Origin of the sequence: Bradyrhizobium nanningense (genome assembly GCF_004114535.1) — a bacterium.
In the GTDB taxonomy this organism is placed as follows: Bacteria; Pseudomonadota; Alphaproteobacteria; order Rhizobiales; family Xanthobacteraceae; genus Bradyrhizobium; species Bradyrhizobium nanningense.
In genome coordinates this window covers 103,685-122,140 of sequence record NZ_LBJC01000014.1, presented here as the reverse complement: position 1 = coordinate 122,140, position 18,456 = coordinate 103,685, and the positions used below count along the sequence as shown (strand labels likewise).

The window sequence follows — 18,456 nt, the reverse complement described above, 5'->3', positions numbered from 1 at the left end:
TTCAAAGAAACACGTCAAGGGAGGAAACAATGAAACGCTATTACCTGACTGCCGCGATCGCCGCGGCGACGCTGGCCCTGCCGGCGCTGCCCGCGCTGGCCCAGACCAGCGAAATCACCATCGGCATCACCACCACCACGACCGGCCCCGGGGCAGCGCTGGGCATTCCCGAGCGCAACGCGTTGGAGTTCGTGCCGAAGGAGATCGGCGGCGTGCCGCTGAAAGTGATCGTGCTCGACGACGGCGGCGATCCCACCACTGCAACCACCAACGCTCGCCGCTTCGTGACCGAATCCAAGGCCGACATCATCATGGGCTCGGCCCTGACGCCGCCGACGATCGCGGTCTCCAACGTCGCCAACGAAGCAGGCATTCCGCATTTCGGCCTGGCGCCGTTCCCGATCACGCCCGAGCGCATGAAGTGGTCGGTCGCGATGCCGCAGCCGATTCCGATCGTCGGCAAGGTGCTGTACGACCACATGAAAGCCAAGGGCGTGAAGACGCTCGGCTATATCGGCTATTCCGACTCCTATGGCGATCTCTGGTTCAACGATTTGAAGGCCCAGGCCGTGCCGATGGGCATGACCATCGTCGACGAGGAGCGTTTCGCCCGTCCCGATACGTCGGTGACCGGACAGGTGCTGAAATTGGTCGCCGCCAATCCCGACGCGATCCTGGTCGGTGCATCCGGCACCGCAGCCGCGCTGCCGCAATCCGAGCTGCGCGACCGCGGCTACAAGGGCCTGATCTACCAGACTCACGGTGCCGCCAGCATGGACTTCATCCGCATCGCCGGCAAAGCGGCGGAAGGTGTGCTGATGGCTTCGGGCCCAGTGATGGACCCGGAGGACCAGCCGGACGAAGCCGCCACCAAGAAGCCGGGCCTCGCGCTGAACTCGGCCTATGAGGCCAAGTACGGCCCGAACAGCCGCAGCCAGTTCGCCGGTCACTCCTACGACGCCTTCGAGCTTCTCAAGCGCATTATCCCGACCGCGCTGAAGACGGCCAAGCCGGGCACGCCGGAATTCCGCGAAGCGATTCGCCAGGCGCTGCTGTCCGAGAAGGAGTTGGCGGCGAGCCAGGGCGTCTACAACTTCACCGAAAAGGACCGCTACGGCCTCGACGAGCGCTCACGCATCCTGCTGACGGTGAAGGACGGCAAGTACTCGCTGGTGAAGTAAGCCCAGCGAAAGTTGAGAGACGACGAGAGCCGGCCCGGCGGGCCGGCTCTTTTGTCTTTCAATTCTATATTGGCACTGTCACTGAGGTCGTCATGGCCGGGCTTGTCCCCGGCCATCCACGCCTTGCCGTGCGGGCATGACGAAACGGATACGTCGCGTTGCTACGCCGCCTGCCGCAGCGGGGCCCAGGCGAATTCGGGGTAATAGGTATCCATCATGCGGTCGACAAAGCCGGTGAGGTTTGGAAACCCTTCCGCGCGCTCGCGCAAGACCGATTCGAAGAACGGCGTGAGGATGCCGGCGAGCATACCGAAGGCGGTGGCGTCGACGCCGCAGGGCTTGTCGCCCATCAGGTACGCCTTGTCGCCGAGCTGCACCGAGAGTGCAAACAGCGAGCGCACGGCGAGGTCGACGTCGTCATCGGGCGCGTGGCGGCCGAGGCCCGAGAGCAGATAGTTCTCGGCGACGCGGAACTGCGCATCTTCGCGCAGCTTCTCGCGGTTGTGCTCCGGCGCGCCATCGAAGAAATGCGCAGGTCCCTTGGCGAAATTCACCGGGTCGACCCAGCGCGCCCCGACCAGCCCCCAATAGACATGGTGCTCGATCATCCGTTCGAACGCCCAGGCCTGCGCACGTTCGGCCAGCGACAGGCCGGCATCGAAATCGAAACCGTAGCGGCGCTCGATATGGGCGCGGATGAACGTGGAATCAGCCACCGCCTCACCGCTATCGTCGATGAACGGCAATTGCCCCTTGGGAGAGGCCGGCGGCATCGCCCGCTCCTTCCGGTAGGGCAGTCCCGCCATCTTGAGCTGCACCTCCGTCTTGGTGACGAAGGGGCTGATTTCCGGCAGGCCGAAGCCGGTGCCAAAGCCGTAAAGCGTGATCATGCGAGCTCTCCTGAACCTACCGAAAGTTGACGGAACCTAGCGACCGGCTGCTGCCACCATGGTGGCAGCAGCCGTGATATCTTCTGCGAAGCGGGCCCCCCGCCAGGCACGGCCCATCACGTGGCGGACCAGCGCGTCCGCAACCTGGGTCAGCGAACGTGCCACGACGCTTGCGAGGGCAAACCGGAGGTCGACGGCCATGAGATCGAGCGAAACGAGGCGGCCGAACGCCGATACGGACCACGCCTGCCACAGCGGAACGGCCGGGCCGAAATGGGTTGGAATGATCATGGACAAATCCTCTTCAGTCGATGTGTTGTCCCGGTATAGAACCCCCCTGCTGCCAACATCCTGTCAGCAGCCGCGCGCCGCTTTCTGAAAAGACAACCAACAAGAGACCCGTCATGAGACGCGCCGACCGGCTGTTTCAGATCATCCAGGTACTGAGGCGCACGCGTAAGCCGCTGACGGCAGATGCCATCGCGTCCGAGCTCGAGACCTCGAAGCGCACGATCTATCGCGACATCGCAACGCTGATCGGCCAGCGCGTTCCGATCCGCGGGGAAGCCGGCATGGGCTACATCCTGGAGAAGGGCTTTGACCTGCCGCCCTTGATGCTGACGCCCGACGAGATCGAGGCGGCCGTGCTGGGCGCACAATGGGTCGCCGGCCATGCCGATTCGGCCCTCGCGCGCGCGGCCGAAGATCTGATGGCCAAGATCGCCGACACCGTGCCTGAGCGTCTGCGCCCCTTCGTGCTGGAGCCGGCGAGCCGCGCACGCCCGAGCTGGAACAGGGAGCCGGACCGCCTGGACATGGTGCGTACCCGCACCCAGATCCACGAAGGCAAGAAGATCATGCTGCGCTATCGCGACGAGCAGGGCCGCGCCAGCGAGCGCATGATCTGGCCGATCTCGGTCGGCTATCTCGAAGCCGTGCGCCTGCTTGCCGCCTGGTGCGAGCTGCGCGGCGACTTCCGCAGCTTCCGCACCGACCGCGTGGTGGAGGCGAACTATCTCGACGAGAAATATCCGGAACGACGCGACGTGCTGCGCGCAAGATGGCGGCAGAGCCTGGTCTGGGGCCCTCCCAAAGATACCTGAAGGACACGTGACGAGGATGCAAGGGAGCTCCCCCATCGATCCGTCGAGCTGCTGCCAGAGTTGCGGCGCGTGCTGCGGCTATTCGGCCAACTGGCCGCGCTTCTCGATCGAGAGCGACGAGGAGCTTGCGGCGATTCCGCAAGCGTTGGTCAACGAGCGCCAGTCCGGCATGCGTTGTGAGGGCGATCGCTGCTCGGCCCTGCAGGGGGACATCGGGAAAGCGACCGCGTGCGGCATCTATGCGATGCGGCCGGAGGTGTGCCGCACCTGCATGCCGGGCGACGCCGAATGTGCAATGGCGCGGCGGAAGTTCAGGTTGCCTATGATCGCGATCGCTTAAGCGGGGACTGCTTCGATGATCTCGTCGTCGAACTCGTCCTCGAGCGGCACGAGCACCGAGAGCGGCTTGGTCGACAGCGTGATCGGCTTGCGGCCGCCCGACAGCGACGGCGAGGATTTCGCCGCGCCTTCCCGCGACAGCGCATAGAGTGTCGAGCCGACACGGCCGCCGTTCTCGATCAGGTCGCGCTCGTTGCAGCTTGCTGCGATCACAACCGCCAGCGAGTACAGATGGTTGCGGCGATAGCAGAACAGCGCCAGCCTGGCGCGCGCGTCAGGGGAAACACTCTCAACCAGCCTCGGCAGGCCGCTCTCGCTGGCGCGGTACATCTCGCCAAGGAGTTCGTCGCGAACCGGGCAGAAATCGCTTTCAAAGGCGTCGCGGCTTGAAAACATTGCAGTTCTCCCTCGTGTGGGGAAGATGCAGCGCAATTCTCTAATGAAAGGTTAACCACGCTGCCCGGTAGTCACCCGGGGTGCTTGCGCGTGGGCCGCGAATCGGAAGGTGCGGGACTCGTCGCTTGCCGCCATTCCGGGGGGCGGTCCGCAGGACCGAGCTACGGAATGATTGCGCGGCAGTCAGTTCGTCGCCATGAAGATGGACAGCCCGAAGCCGGTGAGATGGTGCAGCGCCTGGTCGACGCCGATCAGGGTCCAGAACCAGGGGTGCGCCAGGTCGACCCCGAAATTCGCCGAAACGAACCCCTTGGCACGGTCGATCGTGATGTGGATCACGAAGTCGATGAATGCCACGAACCAGAATTTCGGCGCCACGATCAGGATCAGCGGCAGCGCAACCGCAAGGTGAACGAGGCAGTGCACCAGGAGCGGCAGAGCCCAGCCGTGCTTCTGATCCTTGCCGTGCGCCATCCAGGCGGTCTGGAGGACGAAATCGGCGATGACGTGCTTGAAGGTGAGCAGCAACATCCAGCCAATAAGCGCTTCGACCGGAACCGCCGATGACATGGGTGGAAACGACAAGGCTGACGCCCTCATTGACGTGACAAGAAAAATTGGAGCGTTCAGCGCAACTTCTTCTTGGACCAGTTCTGGACCGGTCAAATCGCCGGGAGGCGCGATTTATGACATCTCCCGCGACGGAATGCAGCCGGGGGAACCGGAAAATCGCCAAGTGTGGCTAACTGGTGATAGGAGGACCAATCGCCGCCGACGCGTCGCGTAAGGTTACCATCGGCTCGAAATTTGCAATCCGCTCCCTTCACGCTATCATTGCAGACAGAGAATTTCGTTCTTTTTTCAGGCGTTTACGAATTAAAGGGCGCTCGCTGCGATCGCATTCGCGAGCCGCCCGCCACCGAAACAATAAGGCCAGAGTGCTGCCATGAGTACTGAAGGCCCCACTTCGTCATTCACTGAACCGCCGTCCCGGCGCCCCAAGGTCATCAAGACCAATCAACAGCAGGTCTTCCTCTATGTCGTGCTGACCCTGCTGTTGTCGCTCGCCACCGTCTGGGGCGGCCGCGCCCTGCTGCACAATTCGGAAACGCTGACCTTTGCCGTCGGCGGTCCCAACAGCGACGAGGCACTGTTCGCGGCCAAGCTCGCCGCCGTGCTTAAGTCCAACGCCTCGCGCTTCCGGATCAAGATCGTCAACAATGCGGACAACGCCAAGGCGCTCGCACAGTTCGACCGCAAGCAGGCCGACCTCGCTGTCCTGCGCACCGACGCCAAGGTCCCGTTGCGGGCGCGCACGCTCGCGATCCTCGAGCACGATCTCGTGCTTCTGCTCGGTCCCGGCAACAAGAAGATCAAATCGATCGCCGAACTGAAGAAGAAGAAGGTCGCCGTTCTCGCCCAGAGCGAATCCTCCCTCGCCTTTGTCCGCAGCATCCTCGACATCCCCGACGGTCCGGATGCCGCGAAGATCCAGATGGCGCCGCAGGGCGCAACGCTCGACAAGCTGTTCGCACCGTCGAACGGCTTTGGCGCGGTCATCGCCATCGTCCATGCCTCCAGGGCTGTCAGGGACAAGGCCTATGAGCAGGCCGCCAAGCGCGGCGGCTTCACGCTCAACGCGATCGACGAGGCCAAGGCGCTGGCGCGCAGGCTTCCCGGCATTTCAAGCGAAACGCTGACGGCAGGCACGCTGTCGACCTCCCCGCAAATTCCCGACGACGATCTCGACACGATCGGGCTGGAATGGCTGCTGGTCGCGCAATCCAGGATGTCCCCGACCACGGCAGGCGAGCTCGCCCGCACCGTCTACGAGAACAAATCCGCGCTCGGGCTCGACAACGGCTTTGCCACCAGGATCGAGCCGGCCTCTGTCGAGAAGGACGCCTTCGTGATGGCGCACCAGGGGGCGGCCGACTACATCAACGACGACACCAAGTCGTTCATGGATAAGTACAGTGACTTGATGTATCTGGGCGCCGCGGCGCTCAGTGTCATCGGCTCGATCTTCGCTGCGATCTACGCCAAGATCACCCGCATCGCGCCCGAGAAGGCCAGCAAGCTCTCCACCGCCATCCTCGACATCGGCGAGCGGATCGAGCACGCCCACTCGCTGGATCAGCTCGAATGCCTCCAGGACGAGCTGGAGAGCATTTTGCGCGGCGCCGTCATCGGTCTCAGAGATGGCACGATCAGTACCGACGGGCTCGACACCTTCAAGCTCGGCTACGAGTTCGTCCGCGACGAGATCGGCATGCGCCGCGACTATCTGAAACGTCATGCCAGCGAGACCGAGAAGACAGTGCAGGGCGCTGGCCCTGCTCCGCACGACGACAGCAATGTCGTGGTGGTGAAGACCGCCCAGAGCGCCTGAGGGGTTGCGCGCCCATCAATCTGTTGTCCCGGACAAGCTGCAATGCCGAAGGCGTTGCGGCGCAGAGCCGGGACCCAGGAGCCGCAGCCTGCTCTGCAAGATGGGCCCCGGCTCTGCAGCGCAACACTGCGTGCTGCGCTGCGTCCGGGGGCATGAGACTCGGGTTGTGGCTCCGGCCGGCCGATATCGTCCGTCCGGAACCACCGCGATCTGCAACCGTTGGATTCTTGTTACAACCGGAGACCGCGGCGTGCGTGCACTCCTCATCATCATCCTTCTGGGAATGCTGGCGGGGGCCGGTTACTTCGCCTATTCCGCAATGGCGGTCGACGGTGAGCCGATTCCGACGGAAGGCTACGTGGCGCTGGCGCTGGGCGCGGGGTTTTCCATCGTCGTCGGCGTCGGGCTGATGGTGCTGCTGTTCTTCAGCAGCCGCCGCGGTTACGACGAACCGCCACATTTCAGGTAGACACCCCCGCCAGCGACGGCGGCACGGCGGGCCCGGCGCCGCAGCGCCGATCACACAGCCTGCCCCTGTCGTTGACGACCCCCGCCCAGGCGGGCACTTTGGCGCCGACGTCCCCAGCCGGGGCCCGAAGACTTGTCCCAAAGACCGAGCCGCCTTCCCCCATGTCCAAGCCGTTGATTTCCGCTCTGGCCCAGTTCGCGGCCGTCACGGCCGGCCGCAACATGACCAAGGCGGCCTATGTCGCGGTCGTCATCGGCGTGCTCAGCATGGTGTTGCTGTCGGATAAGCGGGCCCATGAGGCGCACGGCTGGATCAGCGCGCTGCTCTGGACCTGCCTCGCCTATTTCGTATTCGAATGGCTGGTCCGGCTGCGCCATATGACGCAGCAGGGGCGGCTTTCCCTGTACATGTCCTCCTCTGCAGGGCTGGTTGACGCGATCGGAGCTCTGGCGGTGCCGGTCGCGCTGGTTCTCGGCGTCGAGCCCCGGACGGCCTGGCTGCTCAGCGTGCTCTGGGTGCTCAAGGTGGTGCCGGGCATTCCGGGCCTGCGGCAGCTTCGCCGCGTGCTGGTGCTGGAATCGGGACCTCTGGTCAGCGTGCTCGTGATCTTCCTGATGGTGGTCTTCCTCGCTTCCGTGGCCGAATATTTCCTGGAGCGGGACGTGCAGCCGCAGACTTTTGGCAGCGTCCCCGCAGCACTGTGGTGGGCCGTCGTCACACTCACGACGACGGGCTACGGCGACGCCGTGCCGGTCACGCCGCTCGGGCGCCTGGTGGCGGCCACGGTGATGATCTCCGGCCTCGGCGTGTTCGGCCTCTGGACCGGTATCCTGGCGACCGGATTTGCCGCCGAGACGCGGCGCGACAATCTCCTCAGGACCTGGGAGGCTGTCAGCAGGGTGCCATTCTTCGCGGCGCTCGGCCCCGCCGCGATTGCCGACGTCACCCACATGCTGCGGACCATGGAGCTGCCGGCGCGCACCATGATCATCCGCAAGGGGGCGCCGGGCGATTGCATGTATTTCATCGCCGCCGGCGAGGTCGAGGTCGAGCTGCCAGGCAAGAAGATTCAGCTGGGCGAAGGCGCCTTCTTCGGCGAGATGGCGCTGCTCGGCAACAACAAGCGCGGCGCCAACGTTTCGACCACGAAAGTGTCGCGGCTTCTGGTGCTCGACCTCGTCGACTTCCGCGTACTGATGGCGCGGCACCCGGATCTCGCCGAGACCATCGACGCCGAGGCGAAACGCCGCGCGCTCGAAAACAAGTAAGATGGAGACAAGAATGTCGGATATCACCGACGCAGCGACTAGCCCCCTGCTCGAACGCGACGGCGCGCGCGCCACCATCCGCCTCAACCGGCCGAAGCATCTCAACCGGCTCCAGGCGGAAGACCTCGACGAGCTCGTCAGGCTGTTCGACCTGGTCGAGGCCGATCCTGCCCTCCGCGTGCTGGTGCTGACCGGCACCGGACGCGCCTTCTCCGCCGGCTATGACCTCAACTCGGTCGCCGAGCGCGCCGTCAGCGCAAACGAGCAGCAGAGCGCAGGCTCTGCCTTCGAACTCGTCGTCAACCGGTTGGAGGATCTCGGCGTGCCGACGATCTGCCGGCTCAACGGCGGCGTCTATGGCGGTTCGACCGACCTCGCGCTCGCCTGCGATTTCCGGATTGGCGTCGACACTGCCGAGATGTTCATGCCGGCGGCGCGGCTCGGGCTGCATTATTACAGGAGCGGCATCAAACGCTACGTCACCCGGCTTGGCGTCGACAACGCCAAAAGACTGTTCCTGACCGCGCAAAAGATCAGCGCGCCGGAGATGCTGCGCATCGGCTATCTCACCGCCATGGTGCCGGTGGAGTTTTTGGACGAGGAGGTCGATCAGCTCGCCACGGCTCTCGCCGGCAACGCGCCGCAGGCAATGCGCGGCATGAAGCGCGCGATCAACGAATTCGCCCGCGGCGAGCTCGATGATCGCGCCGCCGACCAGCGCCACCGCGACAGCATGCGCGGCGACGAGATCAAGGAAGGCATCAAGGCTTTCGCGGAGAAGCGGCCTCCGAGGTTTTGAGGGAAGCTGGCGAGACCGCGCCATACAGTCAGTGTCGTCCCGGACAAGCGCGCGCAGATCCGGGACCCATAACCACAGGGAGTGGTTACAGCGGGAAGCTGATAACTCCGAGTCTTCGCAAAACACCTCCCCGGGGCTGTGGGTCCCGGGTCTGCGCTGACGCTTACCCGGGACGACGGCGGAGATTGGGGGCGCGCCTTTCGTCATCAACGCGAACGCCCTTACGCTCCAGCCGCCTTGGCATGCTGCGCGGCCATCTCCTCGTCCGCCGCAGTGATGCGCTGGAACGCCGGGCGCGAGGTCATGCGCTCGGCATAGCGGACGAAGACGTCCTTCTTCGGCACGATGCCGAACATCATGGTCCAATTGAACGCCACGCCCCACAACACGTCGGCAGCCGTCATGCGCTCGCCGAGCAGATACGGCCCCTTCGACAGCTGCGCTTCGAGCGCGCCCAGCATGGTGTCGTAGTCGGCATAGGGCGACTGCGTGATGGGCGCCGGCTCGCGCTGCATGAACTTGTCGATCAGCGCCGGCTCGAACGAGGCGCCGTAATAGGCGATCCAGCGCAAGTATGGGCCGCGCAGGGGATCGTTCAGCGCGGGTGTCAGTCCCGCTTGCGGGAAGAGATCGGCGAGATAGATGGTGGTCGCGACCTGCTCGGTCACGAGCGCCTGGCCGTGGCGGATCGCCGGGACCTTGCCGAGCGGATTGATGGCAAGATAGGCCGGCTTCCGCTGTTCGCCGGCCTTCATGTTGAGGACATGGAGATCGTAGGGCGCGCCGAGCTCCTCCAGCAGCACCCGCGTGCCGGTGGCACGGCTTTGCGGCGAGTAATACAGCGCGATGCGGTTCGGGTCGGTCATGGCAGGTCTCCTAAGGCGCCCATCTGGCGAGGTGCCCATCTCTACGCGACCATACCTGACATCCTGTGTCAGGTATGGTTTAAGGAAATCATGCGCGCGAGCCGGATGCTGTCGATCCTCACCACCCTCCAGGCCAAGGGGCAGGTCACCGCGCCCGAGCTTGCGGAGGCCTGCGAGGTCTCGGTGCGCACGATCTATCGCGATATCGACGCGCTCGCCGCGTCCGGCGTACCCGTCTATGCCGACCGTGGCGCGGAGGGCGGCTATCGCCTGCTCGACGGCTACCGCGTGCGGCTGAACGGCCTGTCGCAGAGCGAGGCTGGCGCACTGTTCCTCGCTGGGCTCCCGGGCCCCGCCGCGGCGCTCGGGCTGGATGCGGCGATGATCGCCGCGCAGACCAAGCTGATGGCGGCGCTGCCCGCGAACCTGCGCGAGGACGCCGGGCGGATGCAGGAGCGGTTTCATCTGGACGCGCCCGGCTGGTTCGGTGAGGCGGAAGAGCCGACGCATCTGCGCACGATTGCCGACGCGCTGCTGCGCGGGACGCTGATCAAGATCCGCTACCAGAGCTGGCGGTCGGAGAAGCAGCGCCGCCTCGCCCCGCTCGGTCTCGTGCTGAAGGGCGGGAACTGGTACCTCGCGGGCCAGGTCGATGCCAGCGTGCGCACCTATCGCGTCGCGCGTGTGCTCGACTGCACGGCGCTCGACGACCGCTTCGAGCGCCCCGCCGATTTCGATCTCGTGGCCTATTGGCAGGCCGCGACACTTCGCCTCGAGGCCGAGATGCATCCGAATGTCGCGGTGGTGCGGCTGTCGCCGTTCGGCGTCAAGCTGCTCGACGCGCTGAGCCAGCCTTACGTCAAGGCGCGCACGCAGCTCGAAGAGACTTCGGATGCCGACGGCTGGCGCGTTGCGCGCGTGCCTGTCGGCAAGACATCCTGGCACGCCGCGGCGGAATTGTTGCGGCTCGGCCCGGAGGCCGAAGTGCTGGAACCCGCCGATCTCCGCGACAAGATGATGGAGATGGCGCAGGCAATGGCCGCGCGCTATCGCGCGGCGCGGAAAACGTGACGGCGGCACATTCCGCGCGGGCCACGAAACAATCCTGAAACACGATTCTCCACGTCGCGCGTGAACGCAATCCCGTCTCGGCCCGACCGAGATGCAGGGACACAACAACGGCCTTAGCGCCAAACTGGAGAATGAAGATGTTTCGTAAGCTTGCTCTGGGTCTGATCGCCGCCGGTTCGCTCGGCGCTGCCGCTCTCGCGCCGACCGCTGCCTCGGCTCACGGCTTCCATCATTGGGGCCATGGCTGGGGTCCGGGCTGGGGCTTTGGCGGTGTCTACGTCAATACCGGTGTCAGCAATTGCTATCAGGAGCGCGTGGTCCAGACCCGCCACGGCCTGCGCGTCCGCGTCGTGAACGTCTGCGCCTACGGGATCTACTGATACTCGCTTTCACGATAGAACTCCGGTCGCACCGCGGCCGGAGTTTTGCGCGCGACTAGCCGGCCTGCCGCTGCCGGCGAAACCAAGCCCAGGTCTCGCGCGTCGTTCGGATGTAGCCGCGGCCGCGGTGGACGATCTCGCCGTCGACGATCGCGTTCAGCTTCGGCAGCGCGTGAAACGGGATCGAGGGATAAGCGTGGTGCTCGACATGGTAGGGCATATTCCACGCGAACCATTTGACGATTGCAGCGGTGTAGGTGGTGCGGGTGTTCTGGAAAGCGCTGCGGGTGCGCTCGCAGCCGGTGTGCTCGGCATAGAGATAGGGTCGCAGGAAGAGCTGCCCGATCACAAGCGGAACGATCCAGACCCAAAGCAGCAGCGCCGACGAGAACCACAGCGAGAGCGCGAGCAGCAGGACATAGAGCGCGGCATAGGCACGCGCCTCTCTCACGATGACGGCGCGCTTGCTCTCGGGGATCCAGGGCACGGTGACGTTGCCGGTGCCGGCATGGCCGAGCATCAGCCGGAGACGGCCGGCGACCTGGAGCAGGCCGCTATAGGCGATCGCGAGCTCTGTGTCGGATGCCGGCTTCACCCCGACGATCAGCTCGGGATCCTTGTCCGGATCCTGGGTGTAGCGGTGATGGTCCCAGTGAAACAGGCAGTAATATTCGTAAGGCAATCCGATGATGAAGGCCGAGAGATGGCCCACGGCGAGATTGAGGCCGCGGCTCCGGAACGCGGTCTTGTGCGCGGTCTCGTGCACCGCCATGAACAGGAAGGCGACGACATAGCCCTGCACTGCCATCAGCGGCAGCGCCCAGAGCACGCCCCATGTCGTGGAAACCTTAGAGATCAGCGCGCCGACCAGCACGATCGCGCCATAATGGCCGAGGCTCTGCACGGCACCCCTGAGATCGGAGCGGACCGACAATTTGCGCAGCATCGCCGGCGTCAGCGGCTTTAGGCGGTGATCGGACTCTGAAACGGTCGCGTCGGTCATGATCGAAATGCCCTGCCCTATTTGCCGAGAAGCGCCGCGACCTCGGCCTTGATGAAGGCCTGGTCGCGCGGATTGCCAGCTGGATTGCCGGCGCGATGGCCGTGCAGTGACGGGATCGGATGCAGCACCGCCGACTTCGCGTTCACCAGCCGGCCGAGCTCGTCCTCGTTGTCGCGCACATCGAAATAGCGGTCGGTCGCACCCGGCATCAGCAGCATATGCGCCTTGATCGCCGCCAGCGCGCGATCGAGATCGCCACCAAATTGCTTGCAGCGGCTGATGTCGCCGTTCTGCCAGATGCCGATCTGCGCCAGAAGATCGTTGGCATCGCGCCGTGCGAAAGTCGCGTCCCAGGTGCGGACCAGATAATCCTCCAGCGAGGTGAAGCCGGCCTCGCGCCAGAGCTCGTCGCGATAGAAGCCATGCGACATCGCCCAGCCGGCATAGACGCGGCCCATGGCGCGATAGCCCGCGACGGGTTTTTCCACGAAGCGGCCGTCGCGGAAGGCGGGATCGGCGGTAAGCGCGGCCTTCACGCTCTCCAGGAAGACGTAATTGTAGGGCGCGCAGCGCGAGACGCCGCAGACCACGGCTGCCCGTTCAACCATGTCGGGATGCAGCGCTGCCCAGTGATAGGCCTGCATGCCGCCCATCGACCAGCCGTAGACGAGGGCAAGCCTGGCGATGCCGAAGCGCTCGGTGAGGAGGCGGTGCTGGACTGCGATCGCATCGTGATAGGTCACCGCGGGGAACGGCGCCGCGGAATTCGACGGCGAGGACGACAGGCCGTTGCCCAAAAGGTTCGGGATGATGATGAAGTAGCGCGTCGGATCGAGCACGCCGTCGGGGCCGATCAGCCATTCGGTGTCGATGTGCTGCGCGCTGAACGAGGTCGGATAGAGGATGACGTTGTCCCTGGCCGGGCTCAGCGTGCCATAGGTCTTGTAGGCAAGCTTCAGCGAGGGGAAGACGGCCCCGGATTGCAGCGTGACGTCGCCGGCGTCGAAAATCTCGTAATCCTGCAGGCCCGTCATGCGTCCAACTCCCGCTCACGCCGCAGAGCGCCGCGGCTTCCACGATGCATTGATCATGCCGGACTCGCATCCGCGTCATTGCAGCTTATAATGTACTTATAGTACAGTTATTAGAGACCAGCAAGATATATCTGGCTCAGGCGATGGCCGCCAGATAGCGCGCAACTGACGCCGCGAAGGCGACCTTGGCGCCGCTGGCGATATTGCGCCCCCACCACGCGCCATAGATGCGATCGAAGGCGAGCGGCTCGACGGCTGCCGCGATCCGCCGCACCGCGGCTGCATTGAGCGGCATGTAGTTGGGATAGGAGTACATGAAGCTGACGAAGCGGCGGTCCATCGTGACCTGTGCGATGTCGCCGGTGAGCAGCGCGCCCCTGCCGTCCGCACTGCGCGCGGAGTGCAGCACGGTGGCACCGGCGAAATGACCGCCCGTGCGCAGCAGCAGCACATCGTCGAAGATGCGGTGGCTTTCCCCGGTCCAGTGCACGATCGAGGGATGCGGCCGCGTGACGAAAGCGCGATCGTCGGCATGCAGATAGACCGGCACGCCGCCGAAGGCGTCGCTCCAGTCGGCGACCGCGCCGTAATAGTGCGGATGCGAGATCGCGATGGCCTTCAGTCCACCGAGTGCTGCGACATGCTGGATAGCGTCGTCGGTTGCGAGCGGAATGCAATCCCACATCACGCAGCCGTCGCCTTGTGGCACCAGCAGCGCCCGCTGTCCGATGGCGAAGCTCGGCTCCAGGCCGATGCCGGTGAGGCCGAGATCGTCACGCCCCACCAGTCGGTGCCCCCGCGCGAGCTCCTCGCGCGTGAGAAAGGTCTGCCCTTTCCAGTTCACGAACTGCCGCTCGTCCTCACAGATCACGCAGGAGGCGGGCGGATTTCCGCCGTTCGGGAATTGCGCGCCGCAGGTTTCGCAGGTCCAGAGAGGCATGGCTCGAGCTCCGTGGGAAGATCGCAGGATGACATCGCGAACGCGCTTTCAGCAAGCTCGATGAGCGTCGGGGGAGTGACTGGAACCAACACGGCGAGCGCCCGTTACGTTCAGATCGACGCCAGAACGATTGGCCACGAGGATCACGGCACACGAAGAGCATGTTTAGGTATCGATGACATCGCGGCCTCCCTCCTGGTCCCACCTGTGGCCCCTGTTCGCGCTCAACTTCTTCATGGCCGACATGCAGTCGGGCATCGGTCCGTTCGTCGGCGTCTTCCTTCAGGAGCGCGGCTGGGCGACCGGGCTGATCGGCACCGCGCTGACGATCGGCAATGTCGCGGGCATGCTGATCACGACCCCGATCGGCGGCTTCATCGATTCCAGCCGCAACAAGCGGCTATGGGTCGTCATTCCCGGCATCTGCGTCGTTCTTGCGTCCGCGATCATCCTGATCTCGCAAAATTTCTGGGCGGTGACGTTCTCCCAGGTGGCGCAATCGCTGGCGAGCGCCGCCATCGTGCCGGCGGTGACGGGCATCACGCTCGGCATCGCCAAGCAGAAGGGTTTCAATGCGGTCAACGGACGCAACCAGGCGTTCAATCACGCCGGCAACATGGTCGGCGCCGCATTGTCGGGCTATCTCGGCTACAAGTTCGGCTATGTCGCCGTGTTCGTGCTGGCGGCCGTGTTCGGCGCCATCGCGATCGCCTGCGTGCTGATGATCCCCGCCAAGGCGATCGACGACCGTGCCTCGCGCGGCAGCAAGGAGGACGACTCGAAGGCTCCGCCGGATGCGATGACGATGCTGCTCAAGCACAAGCCGCTGCTCGTGCTGGCACTCGCGCTCGCTCTTTTCCATCTCGGCAATGCCGCCATCGTGCCGCTCTACGGGCTTGCAGCCGTGGCCGAAGCGCAGGCCAACGGCCCGAGCTTCGTCGCCACCACCGTGGTGATCGCACAGGGCGTCATGATCGTGACCTCGCTGATCGCGATGAAGGCCGCGAGCAAGCGCAATTACTGGCCGGTGATCCTGGTCTCCTTCGTGTTTCTGCCCATCCGCGGCGTGCTGGCCTTCTTCGTCACGGGATGGTGGGGCGTCATACCGATGCAGGTGCTCGACGGCATCGGCACCGGCCTGCAGACGGTCGCCGTTCCCGGCATGATCGCGCGCGCGCTCAACGGCACCGGCCGCATCAATCTCGGCCAGGGCGCCGTGATCACCGTGCAGGGCGTCGGCGCCAGCCTCAGTCCCGCGCTCGGCGGCTGGATCGCGCAATGGATCGGCTACGGACCGACCTTCCTGCTGCTCGGCGGCTTCGGCCTCGCATCGATGGCGCTGTGGTTCGCGTTCGGGGCGGCGGTGAAGAAGTATTGATCGCCATTGCAAGAACCGGAGCGAGCAGCGATCCAGATTGCGTCTGCGGGAAAACTCTGGATCCTCTCGTTGCTCGCATTTTGGATACGAGATGATTGGTGTGCTCCAATCTCTTCGAGCGCCCTTCAGGGAAACTCCACCACGATCTTGCCGAAGTGACCGCCCTGCTGCATCAGGCGTAGCGCGTCCGGCACGGCATCGAAACTGAATACGCGATCGATCACCGGCTTCATGCTGTTGCGTTCGATCGCGGCCGTCATGCCTTCGAATATGCGGCGGCTGCCGACGGAGAGGCCGATGACGTGCAGGTTCTTGGCGAACAGGCTCGGAATCGCGATCTGCTGCGAGAAGCCCGTGAGCACGCCGATCACCAGGATGGTACCGCCGACACGCGCGGCCTCGAGCGATTGCGCAAAGGTGTCCTTGCCACCGACCTCGACGACGTGATCGACGCCTCCGCCGGTCCATTCCGCGGCCGCCTTGCCCCACTCCGGCACCGAACGATAGTTGATGGTGTGGTCGGCGCCGAGCGCCCTGGCACGTTCGAGCTTCTCATCGCTCGACGACGTCACGATCACGCTTGCACCGGCGAGCTTTGCGAATTGCAGCGCGAAGATCGAGACGCCGCCGGTGCCCTGCACCAGCACGGTATCGCCGGGCTTCACATTCGCTTCTTCGAACAGCGCGCGCCAGGCGGTGAGTCCAGCGCAGGGCAGCGTCGCAGCCTCTCGGAACGACAGGTGCGAGGGCACGCGGCTGACGCCCTTGGCGTCGAGCACGATCACCTCCTGCAGCACGCCGGGCCGCGTGCCGCCGAGCGCGTGACGGCGGCTGGCGGCCGAAACTTGTCCATCGATCCAGGACTGGAAGAACATCGGACAGACGCGATCACCGACCGCAACGCGCGTGACGCCCTCGCCGACGGCGACCACCTCGCCCGCGCCGTCTGAGAACGGAATCAGCGGCAACCTGGTGACGCCGCCCTTGCCTTGCACGGTGAGCAGATCGCGATAATTGAGCGATGCCGTCTTCATCCGCACCGCAACCTGGCCGGGTCCGGGCGCAGGCTCGGGCAGATCGGCCAGCTCCATTCCCTCGATCGACCAGTCGCGCGCGACCTGCCAGGCTTTCATGGGAAGCGTCCCTCTCAGGTGCCAAAGCTCTTCTGCACCGCCTTGTCGAGGGTCTCGCCGCCGACGAAGCGCTGGCGCAGCTCGCGCTTAAGCAGCTTGCCGCTCGGATTCTTCGGCAAGGCATCGACGAAGATGACGCGCTTGGGCACCTTGAAATGCGCCATCTGGCCGGCGCAGTGCTTGATGACGGCGTCCTCGTCGAGCTTTTCGCCGCTCTTGACCACGACGATGGCGGTGACCGCCTCGATCCAGCGCGGATCTGGCAGACCGACCACGGCGACCTCCGACACGGCGGGAATGCGATAGACCATCTCCTCGACCTCGCGGCTCGCGACGTTCTCGCCGCCGGTCTTGATCATGTCCTTGACGCGGTCGACCACGGTGATGTGGCCCTCCTCGTCGACGGTGGCGAGATCGCCGGAGTGAAACCAGCCTCCGGCAAACGCTGCCGCGGTCTTCACGGGATCGTTGTAATAGCCGGACAGCAGATGCGGCGAGCGGTGCACGATCTCGCCGACTTCGCCGACCCTGACGTCCTCCATCGCTGTATTGACCACGCGCGTCTCGACATTCAGCACGGGCTTGCCGGCCGAGCCCGCCTTGCGCAGCTGGTCCTCCGGCCGCAGCACGGTCGCGAGCGGCGCGATCTCGGTCTGGCCGTAGAAGTTCCAGAACTTGACGGCGGGCAGGCGTCGCTGAAGCTCGAGCAGCACCTCCACCGGCATGATCGAGGCGCCGTAATAGCCCTTCTGCAAGGTCGACAGATCGGTCTTGTCGAAGTTCGGCGAGCGCAGCATCGCGATCCAGATCGTCGGCGGCGCGAAGAAGGACGTGATCTTGTGCGCCTGGATCAGCACCAGAATGTTGTCGGCCGTCGGCTTGCCCGTGATGACGCCGGAAGCGCCGAGATAGACTTGCGGTCCCAGGAACACATCGAGCTGGGCGCAGTGATAGAGCGGCAGCGCATGCAGGAACTTGTCGTCCACGCTCATGCCGCCATCGATGATGCAGCTGACATACTGCCACATCACGGCTTCATGGGTCAGCATCGCGCCCTTGGGCAGGGATTCCGTGCCTGAGGTGTAGACGATCTGGGCGAGATCGCGGCTGTCGACCGACGTGTCCAGGAACGAGCCGTCGGCATCGAGCAGATCGTCGAAGGTGGTGAGGCCCGCCGGCACTGATGCGGGATCCTCGCCCGGCAGCCAGATCATCTTCTCGACGGCGCAATCCTTGGCGCTGGCTGCGCGCGCGGGCTCGACGAAATCGGGACCGGCCGCGAGCAATTTTGCCCCGGAGCTCTTCAGGATGAAATTGATCTCGTCCGGATTGAGCATGAAGTTGATCGGCACCAGTACGGCGCCGATCCGCGCCACCGCAAAGCGCAGCGCGGCGAAGGCGTGCGAGTTGCGCGAGAGCACGGCGATACGATCGCCCTTCCTGGCTCCGAGACCAAGCAAACCGCGGCCGAGCCGGTTGCAGATCGCGTCCATCTCGGCAAAGCTCCAGGTCGCGTCGCCGCAGCTCAGCGCGAGCTTGTTCGGCTCGCGGGCCGCCGAGCGGCGCAGGAGATCGCCGATGGAATGCTCGCGAGCCTTCGCGATGGTGGCTGCGGTGTCTCCGGTCATGTCTTCCTTCCCCCTGGATCTTTACTCTGCGTGTATGGCGGCTTGAGCACTCGTCGGCCCGCCGCATTCAAACGTATTCTGCGTATACGCAAACGTAGTCGGCGCGATTGCCTGCGTCAAATCAACCGGCCTGCGCGGCGTCAACACGCAAGAATTGACACTCCGGAGCAGCAAGTCTGGAGACGT

At 64.8% G+C, this 18,456-nt stretch carries 20 protein-coding genes; 10 read left to right on the top strand and 10 right to left on the bottom strand.

Annotated elements, in window-relative coordinates; all coding sequences use genetic code 11:
- Window positions 1-29: 29 nt before the first annotated feature.
- Complete coding sequence (locus XH84_RS08580) at window positions 30-1,181, top strand: ABC transporter substrate-binding protein (RefSeq protein WP_128922237.1); 1,152 nt, start codon at window positions 30-32, stop codon at window positions 1,179-1,181.
- Between the two features lie 161 nt (window positions 1,182-1,342).
- Here the strand turns inward: XH84_RS08580 and XH84_RS08575 are convergent, their stop codons facing one another.
- Both XH84_RS08575 and XH84_RS08570 read right to left on the bottom strand, forming a co-directional pair.
- Window positions 1,343-2,071 carry a glutathione S-transferase family protein gene (locus XH84_RS08575; protein ID WP_128922238.1) on the bottom strand — a complete coding sequence of 243 codons (729 nt, stop codon included), beginning with the start codon at window positions 2,069-2,071 and terminating at the stop codon, window positions 1,343-1,345.
- 36 nt (window positions 2,072-2,107) lie between these two features.
- A complete protein-coding gene (locus XH84_RS08570; RefSeq protein ID WP_128922239.1) occupies window positions 2,108-2,362 on the bottom strand; it encodes a hypothetical protein in 255 nt (84 codons plus the stop codon).
- A 113-nt stretch (window positions 2,363-2,475) separates the two neighbouring features.
- On the opposite strand from XH84_RS08570, the gene XH84_RS08565 reads away from it, so the two are divergent.
- Window positions 2,476-3,174, top strand: a complete 699-nt coding sequence (locus XH84_RS08565) for a helix-turn-helix transcriptional regulator (RefSeq protein WP_128922240.1) — start codon at window positions 2,476-2,478, stop codon at window positions 3,172-3,174.
- 16 nt (window positions 3,175-3,190) lie between these two features.
- Complete coding sequence (locus XH84_RS08560; protein ID WP_128922241.1) at window positions 3,191-3,514, top strand: YkgJ family cysteine cluster protein; 324 nt, start codon at window positions 3,191-3,193, stop codon at window positions 3,512-3,514.
- On the opposite strand, the gene XH84_RS08555 is transcribed toward XH84_RS08560, so the two are convergent.
- Window positions 3,511-3,909 (bottom strand): hypothetical protein, encoded by a 399-nt coding sequence (locus XH84_RS08555; RefSeq protein ID WP_128922242.1) that lies wholly within the window; start codon window positions 3,907-3,909, stop codon window positions 3,511-3,513. The genes XH84_RS08560 and XH84_RS08555 overlap by 4 nt on opposite strands.
- 183 nt (window positions 3,910-4,092) lie before the next feature.
- Window positions 4,093-4,440 carry a DUF3307 domain-containing protein gene (locus tag XH84_RS08550; RefSeq protein WP_206734179.1) on the bottom strand — a complete coding sequence of 116 codons (348 nt, stop codon included), beginning with the start codon at window positions 4,438-4,440 and terminating at the stop codon, window positions 4,093-4,095.
- Window positions 4,441-4,855: 415 nt separating this feature from the next.
- Between XH84_RS08550 and XH84_RS08545 the strand changes: the two genes are divergently transcribed.
- From XH84_RS08545 to XH84_RS08530, 4 genes are all read left to right on the top strand, one after another.
- A complete protein-coding gene (locus tag XH84_RS08545) occupies window positions 4,856-6,301 on the top strand; it encodes a TAXI family TRAP transporter solute-binding subunit (RefSeq protein WP_128922244.1) in 1,446 nt (481 codons plus the stop codon).
- Between the two features lie 250 nt (window positions 6,302-6,551).
- Window positions 6,552-6,770, top strand: coding sequence for a hypothetical protein (locus tag XH84_RS08540; protein WP_128922245.1), 219 nt, complete (start codon window positions 6,552-6,554; stop codon window positions 6,768-6,770).
- 161 nt (window positions 6,771-6,931) lie between these two features.
- Window positions 6,932-8,038 carry a cyclic nucleotide-gated ion channel gene (locus tag XH84_RS08535; RefSeq protein ID WP_128922246.1) on the top strand — a complete coding sequence of 369 codons (1,107 nt, stop codon included), beginning with the start codon at window positions 6,932-6,934 and terminating at the stop codon, window positions 8,036-8,038.
- A gap of 13 nt (window positions 8,039-8,051) precedes the next feature.
- Window positions 8,052-8,837, top strand: coding sequence for an enoyl-CoA hydratase/isomerase family protein (locus XH84_RS08530; protein WP_128922247.1), 786 nt, complete (start codon window positions 8,052-8,054; stop codon window positions 8,835-8,837).
- A gap of 221 nt (window positions 8,838-9,058) precedes the next feature.
- Here XH84_RS08530 and XH84_RS08525 read toward each other — a convergent pair whose 3' ends face one another.
- Window positions 9,059-9,703 carry a glutathione S-transferase family protein gene (locus tag XH84_RS08525; RefSeq protein ID WP_128922248.1) on the bottom strand — a complete coding sequence of 215 codons (645 nt, stop codon included), beginning with the start codon at window positions 9,701-9,703 and terminating at the stop codon, window positions 9,059-9,061.
- Between the two features lie 90 nt (window positions 9,704-9,793).
- Between XH84_RS08525 and XH84_RS08520 the strand changes: the two genes are divergently transcribed.
- A complete protein-coding gene (locus XH84_RS08520) occupies window positions 9,794-10,774 on the top strand; it encodes a helix-turn-helix transcriptional regulator (protein ID WP_128922249.1) in 981 nt (326 codons plus the stop codon).
- Between the two features lie 137 nt (window positions 10,775-10,911).
- Entirely contained in the window at window positions 10,912-11,154 is a 243-nt protein-coding gene (locus XH84_RS08515) for a hypothetical protein (protein WP_100180952.1), read from the top strand.
- A 55-nt stretch (window positions 11,155-11,209) separates the two neighbouring features.
- On the opposite strand, the gene XH84_RS08510 is transcribed toward XH84_RS08515, so the two are convergent.
- The 3 genes from XH84_RS08510 to XH84_RS08500 all read right to left on the bottom strand — a co-directional run bounded on the left by XH84_RS08510 (window position 11,210) and on the right by XH84_RS08500 (window position 14,131).
- Complete coding sequence (locus tag XH84_RS08510) at window positions 11,210-12,157, bottom strand: fatty acid desaturase (protein WP_128922250.1); 948 nt, start codon at window positions 12,155-12,157, stop codon at window positions 11,210-11,212.
- A 17-nt stretch (window positions 12,158-12,174) separates the two neighbouring features.
- Window positions 12,175-13,191, bottom strand: a complete 1,017-nt coding sequence (locus XH84_RS08505) for an alpha/beta fold hydrolase (RefSeq protein ID WP_128922251.1) — start codon at window positions 13,189-13,191, stop codon at window positions 12,175-12,177.
- Window positions 13,192-13,327: 136 nt separating this feature from the next.
- The gene (locus XH84_RS08500; protein ID WP_128922252.1) at window positions 13,328-14,131 is read right to left on the bottom strand and encodes an MBL fold metallo-hydrolase; all 804 of its coding nucleotides are present in this window, start codon (window positions 14,129-14,131) and stop codon (window positions 13,328-13,330) included.
- A gap of 175 nt (window positions 14,132-14,306) precedes the next feature.
- Here XH84_RS08500 and XH84_RS08495 point away from each other — a divergent pair, with 175 nt between their 5' ends.
- The gene (locus XH84_RS08495) at window positions 14,307-15,509 is read left to right on the top strand and encodes an MFS transporter (RefSeq protein ID WP_128922253.1); all 1,203 of its coding nucleotides are present in this window, start codon (window positions 14,307-14,309) and stop codon (window positions 15,507-15,509) included.
- A 125-nt stretch (window positions 15,510-15,634) separates the two neighbouring features.
- Here the strand turns inward: XH84_RS08495 and XH84_RS08490 are convergent, their stop codons facing one another.
- Window positions 15,635-16,642 carry a zinc-dependent alcohol dehydrogenase family protein gene (locus XH84_RS08490; RefSeq protein ID WP_128922254.1) on the bottom strand — a complete coding sequence of 336 codons (1,008 nt, stop codon included), beginning with the start codon at window positions 16,640-16,642 and terminating at the stop codon, window positions 15,635-15,637.
- A 14-nt stretch (window positions 16,643-16,656) separates the two neighbouring features.
- The gene (locus tag XH84_RS08485; RefSeq protein WP_128922255.1) at window positions 16,657-18,270 is read right to left on the bottom strand and encodes an acyl-CoA synthetase; all 1,614 of its coding nucleotides are present in this window, start codon (window positions 18,268-18,270) and stop codon (window positions 16,657-16,659) included.
- Between the last annotated feature and the right edge of the window lie 186 nt (window positions 18,271-18,456).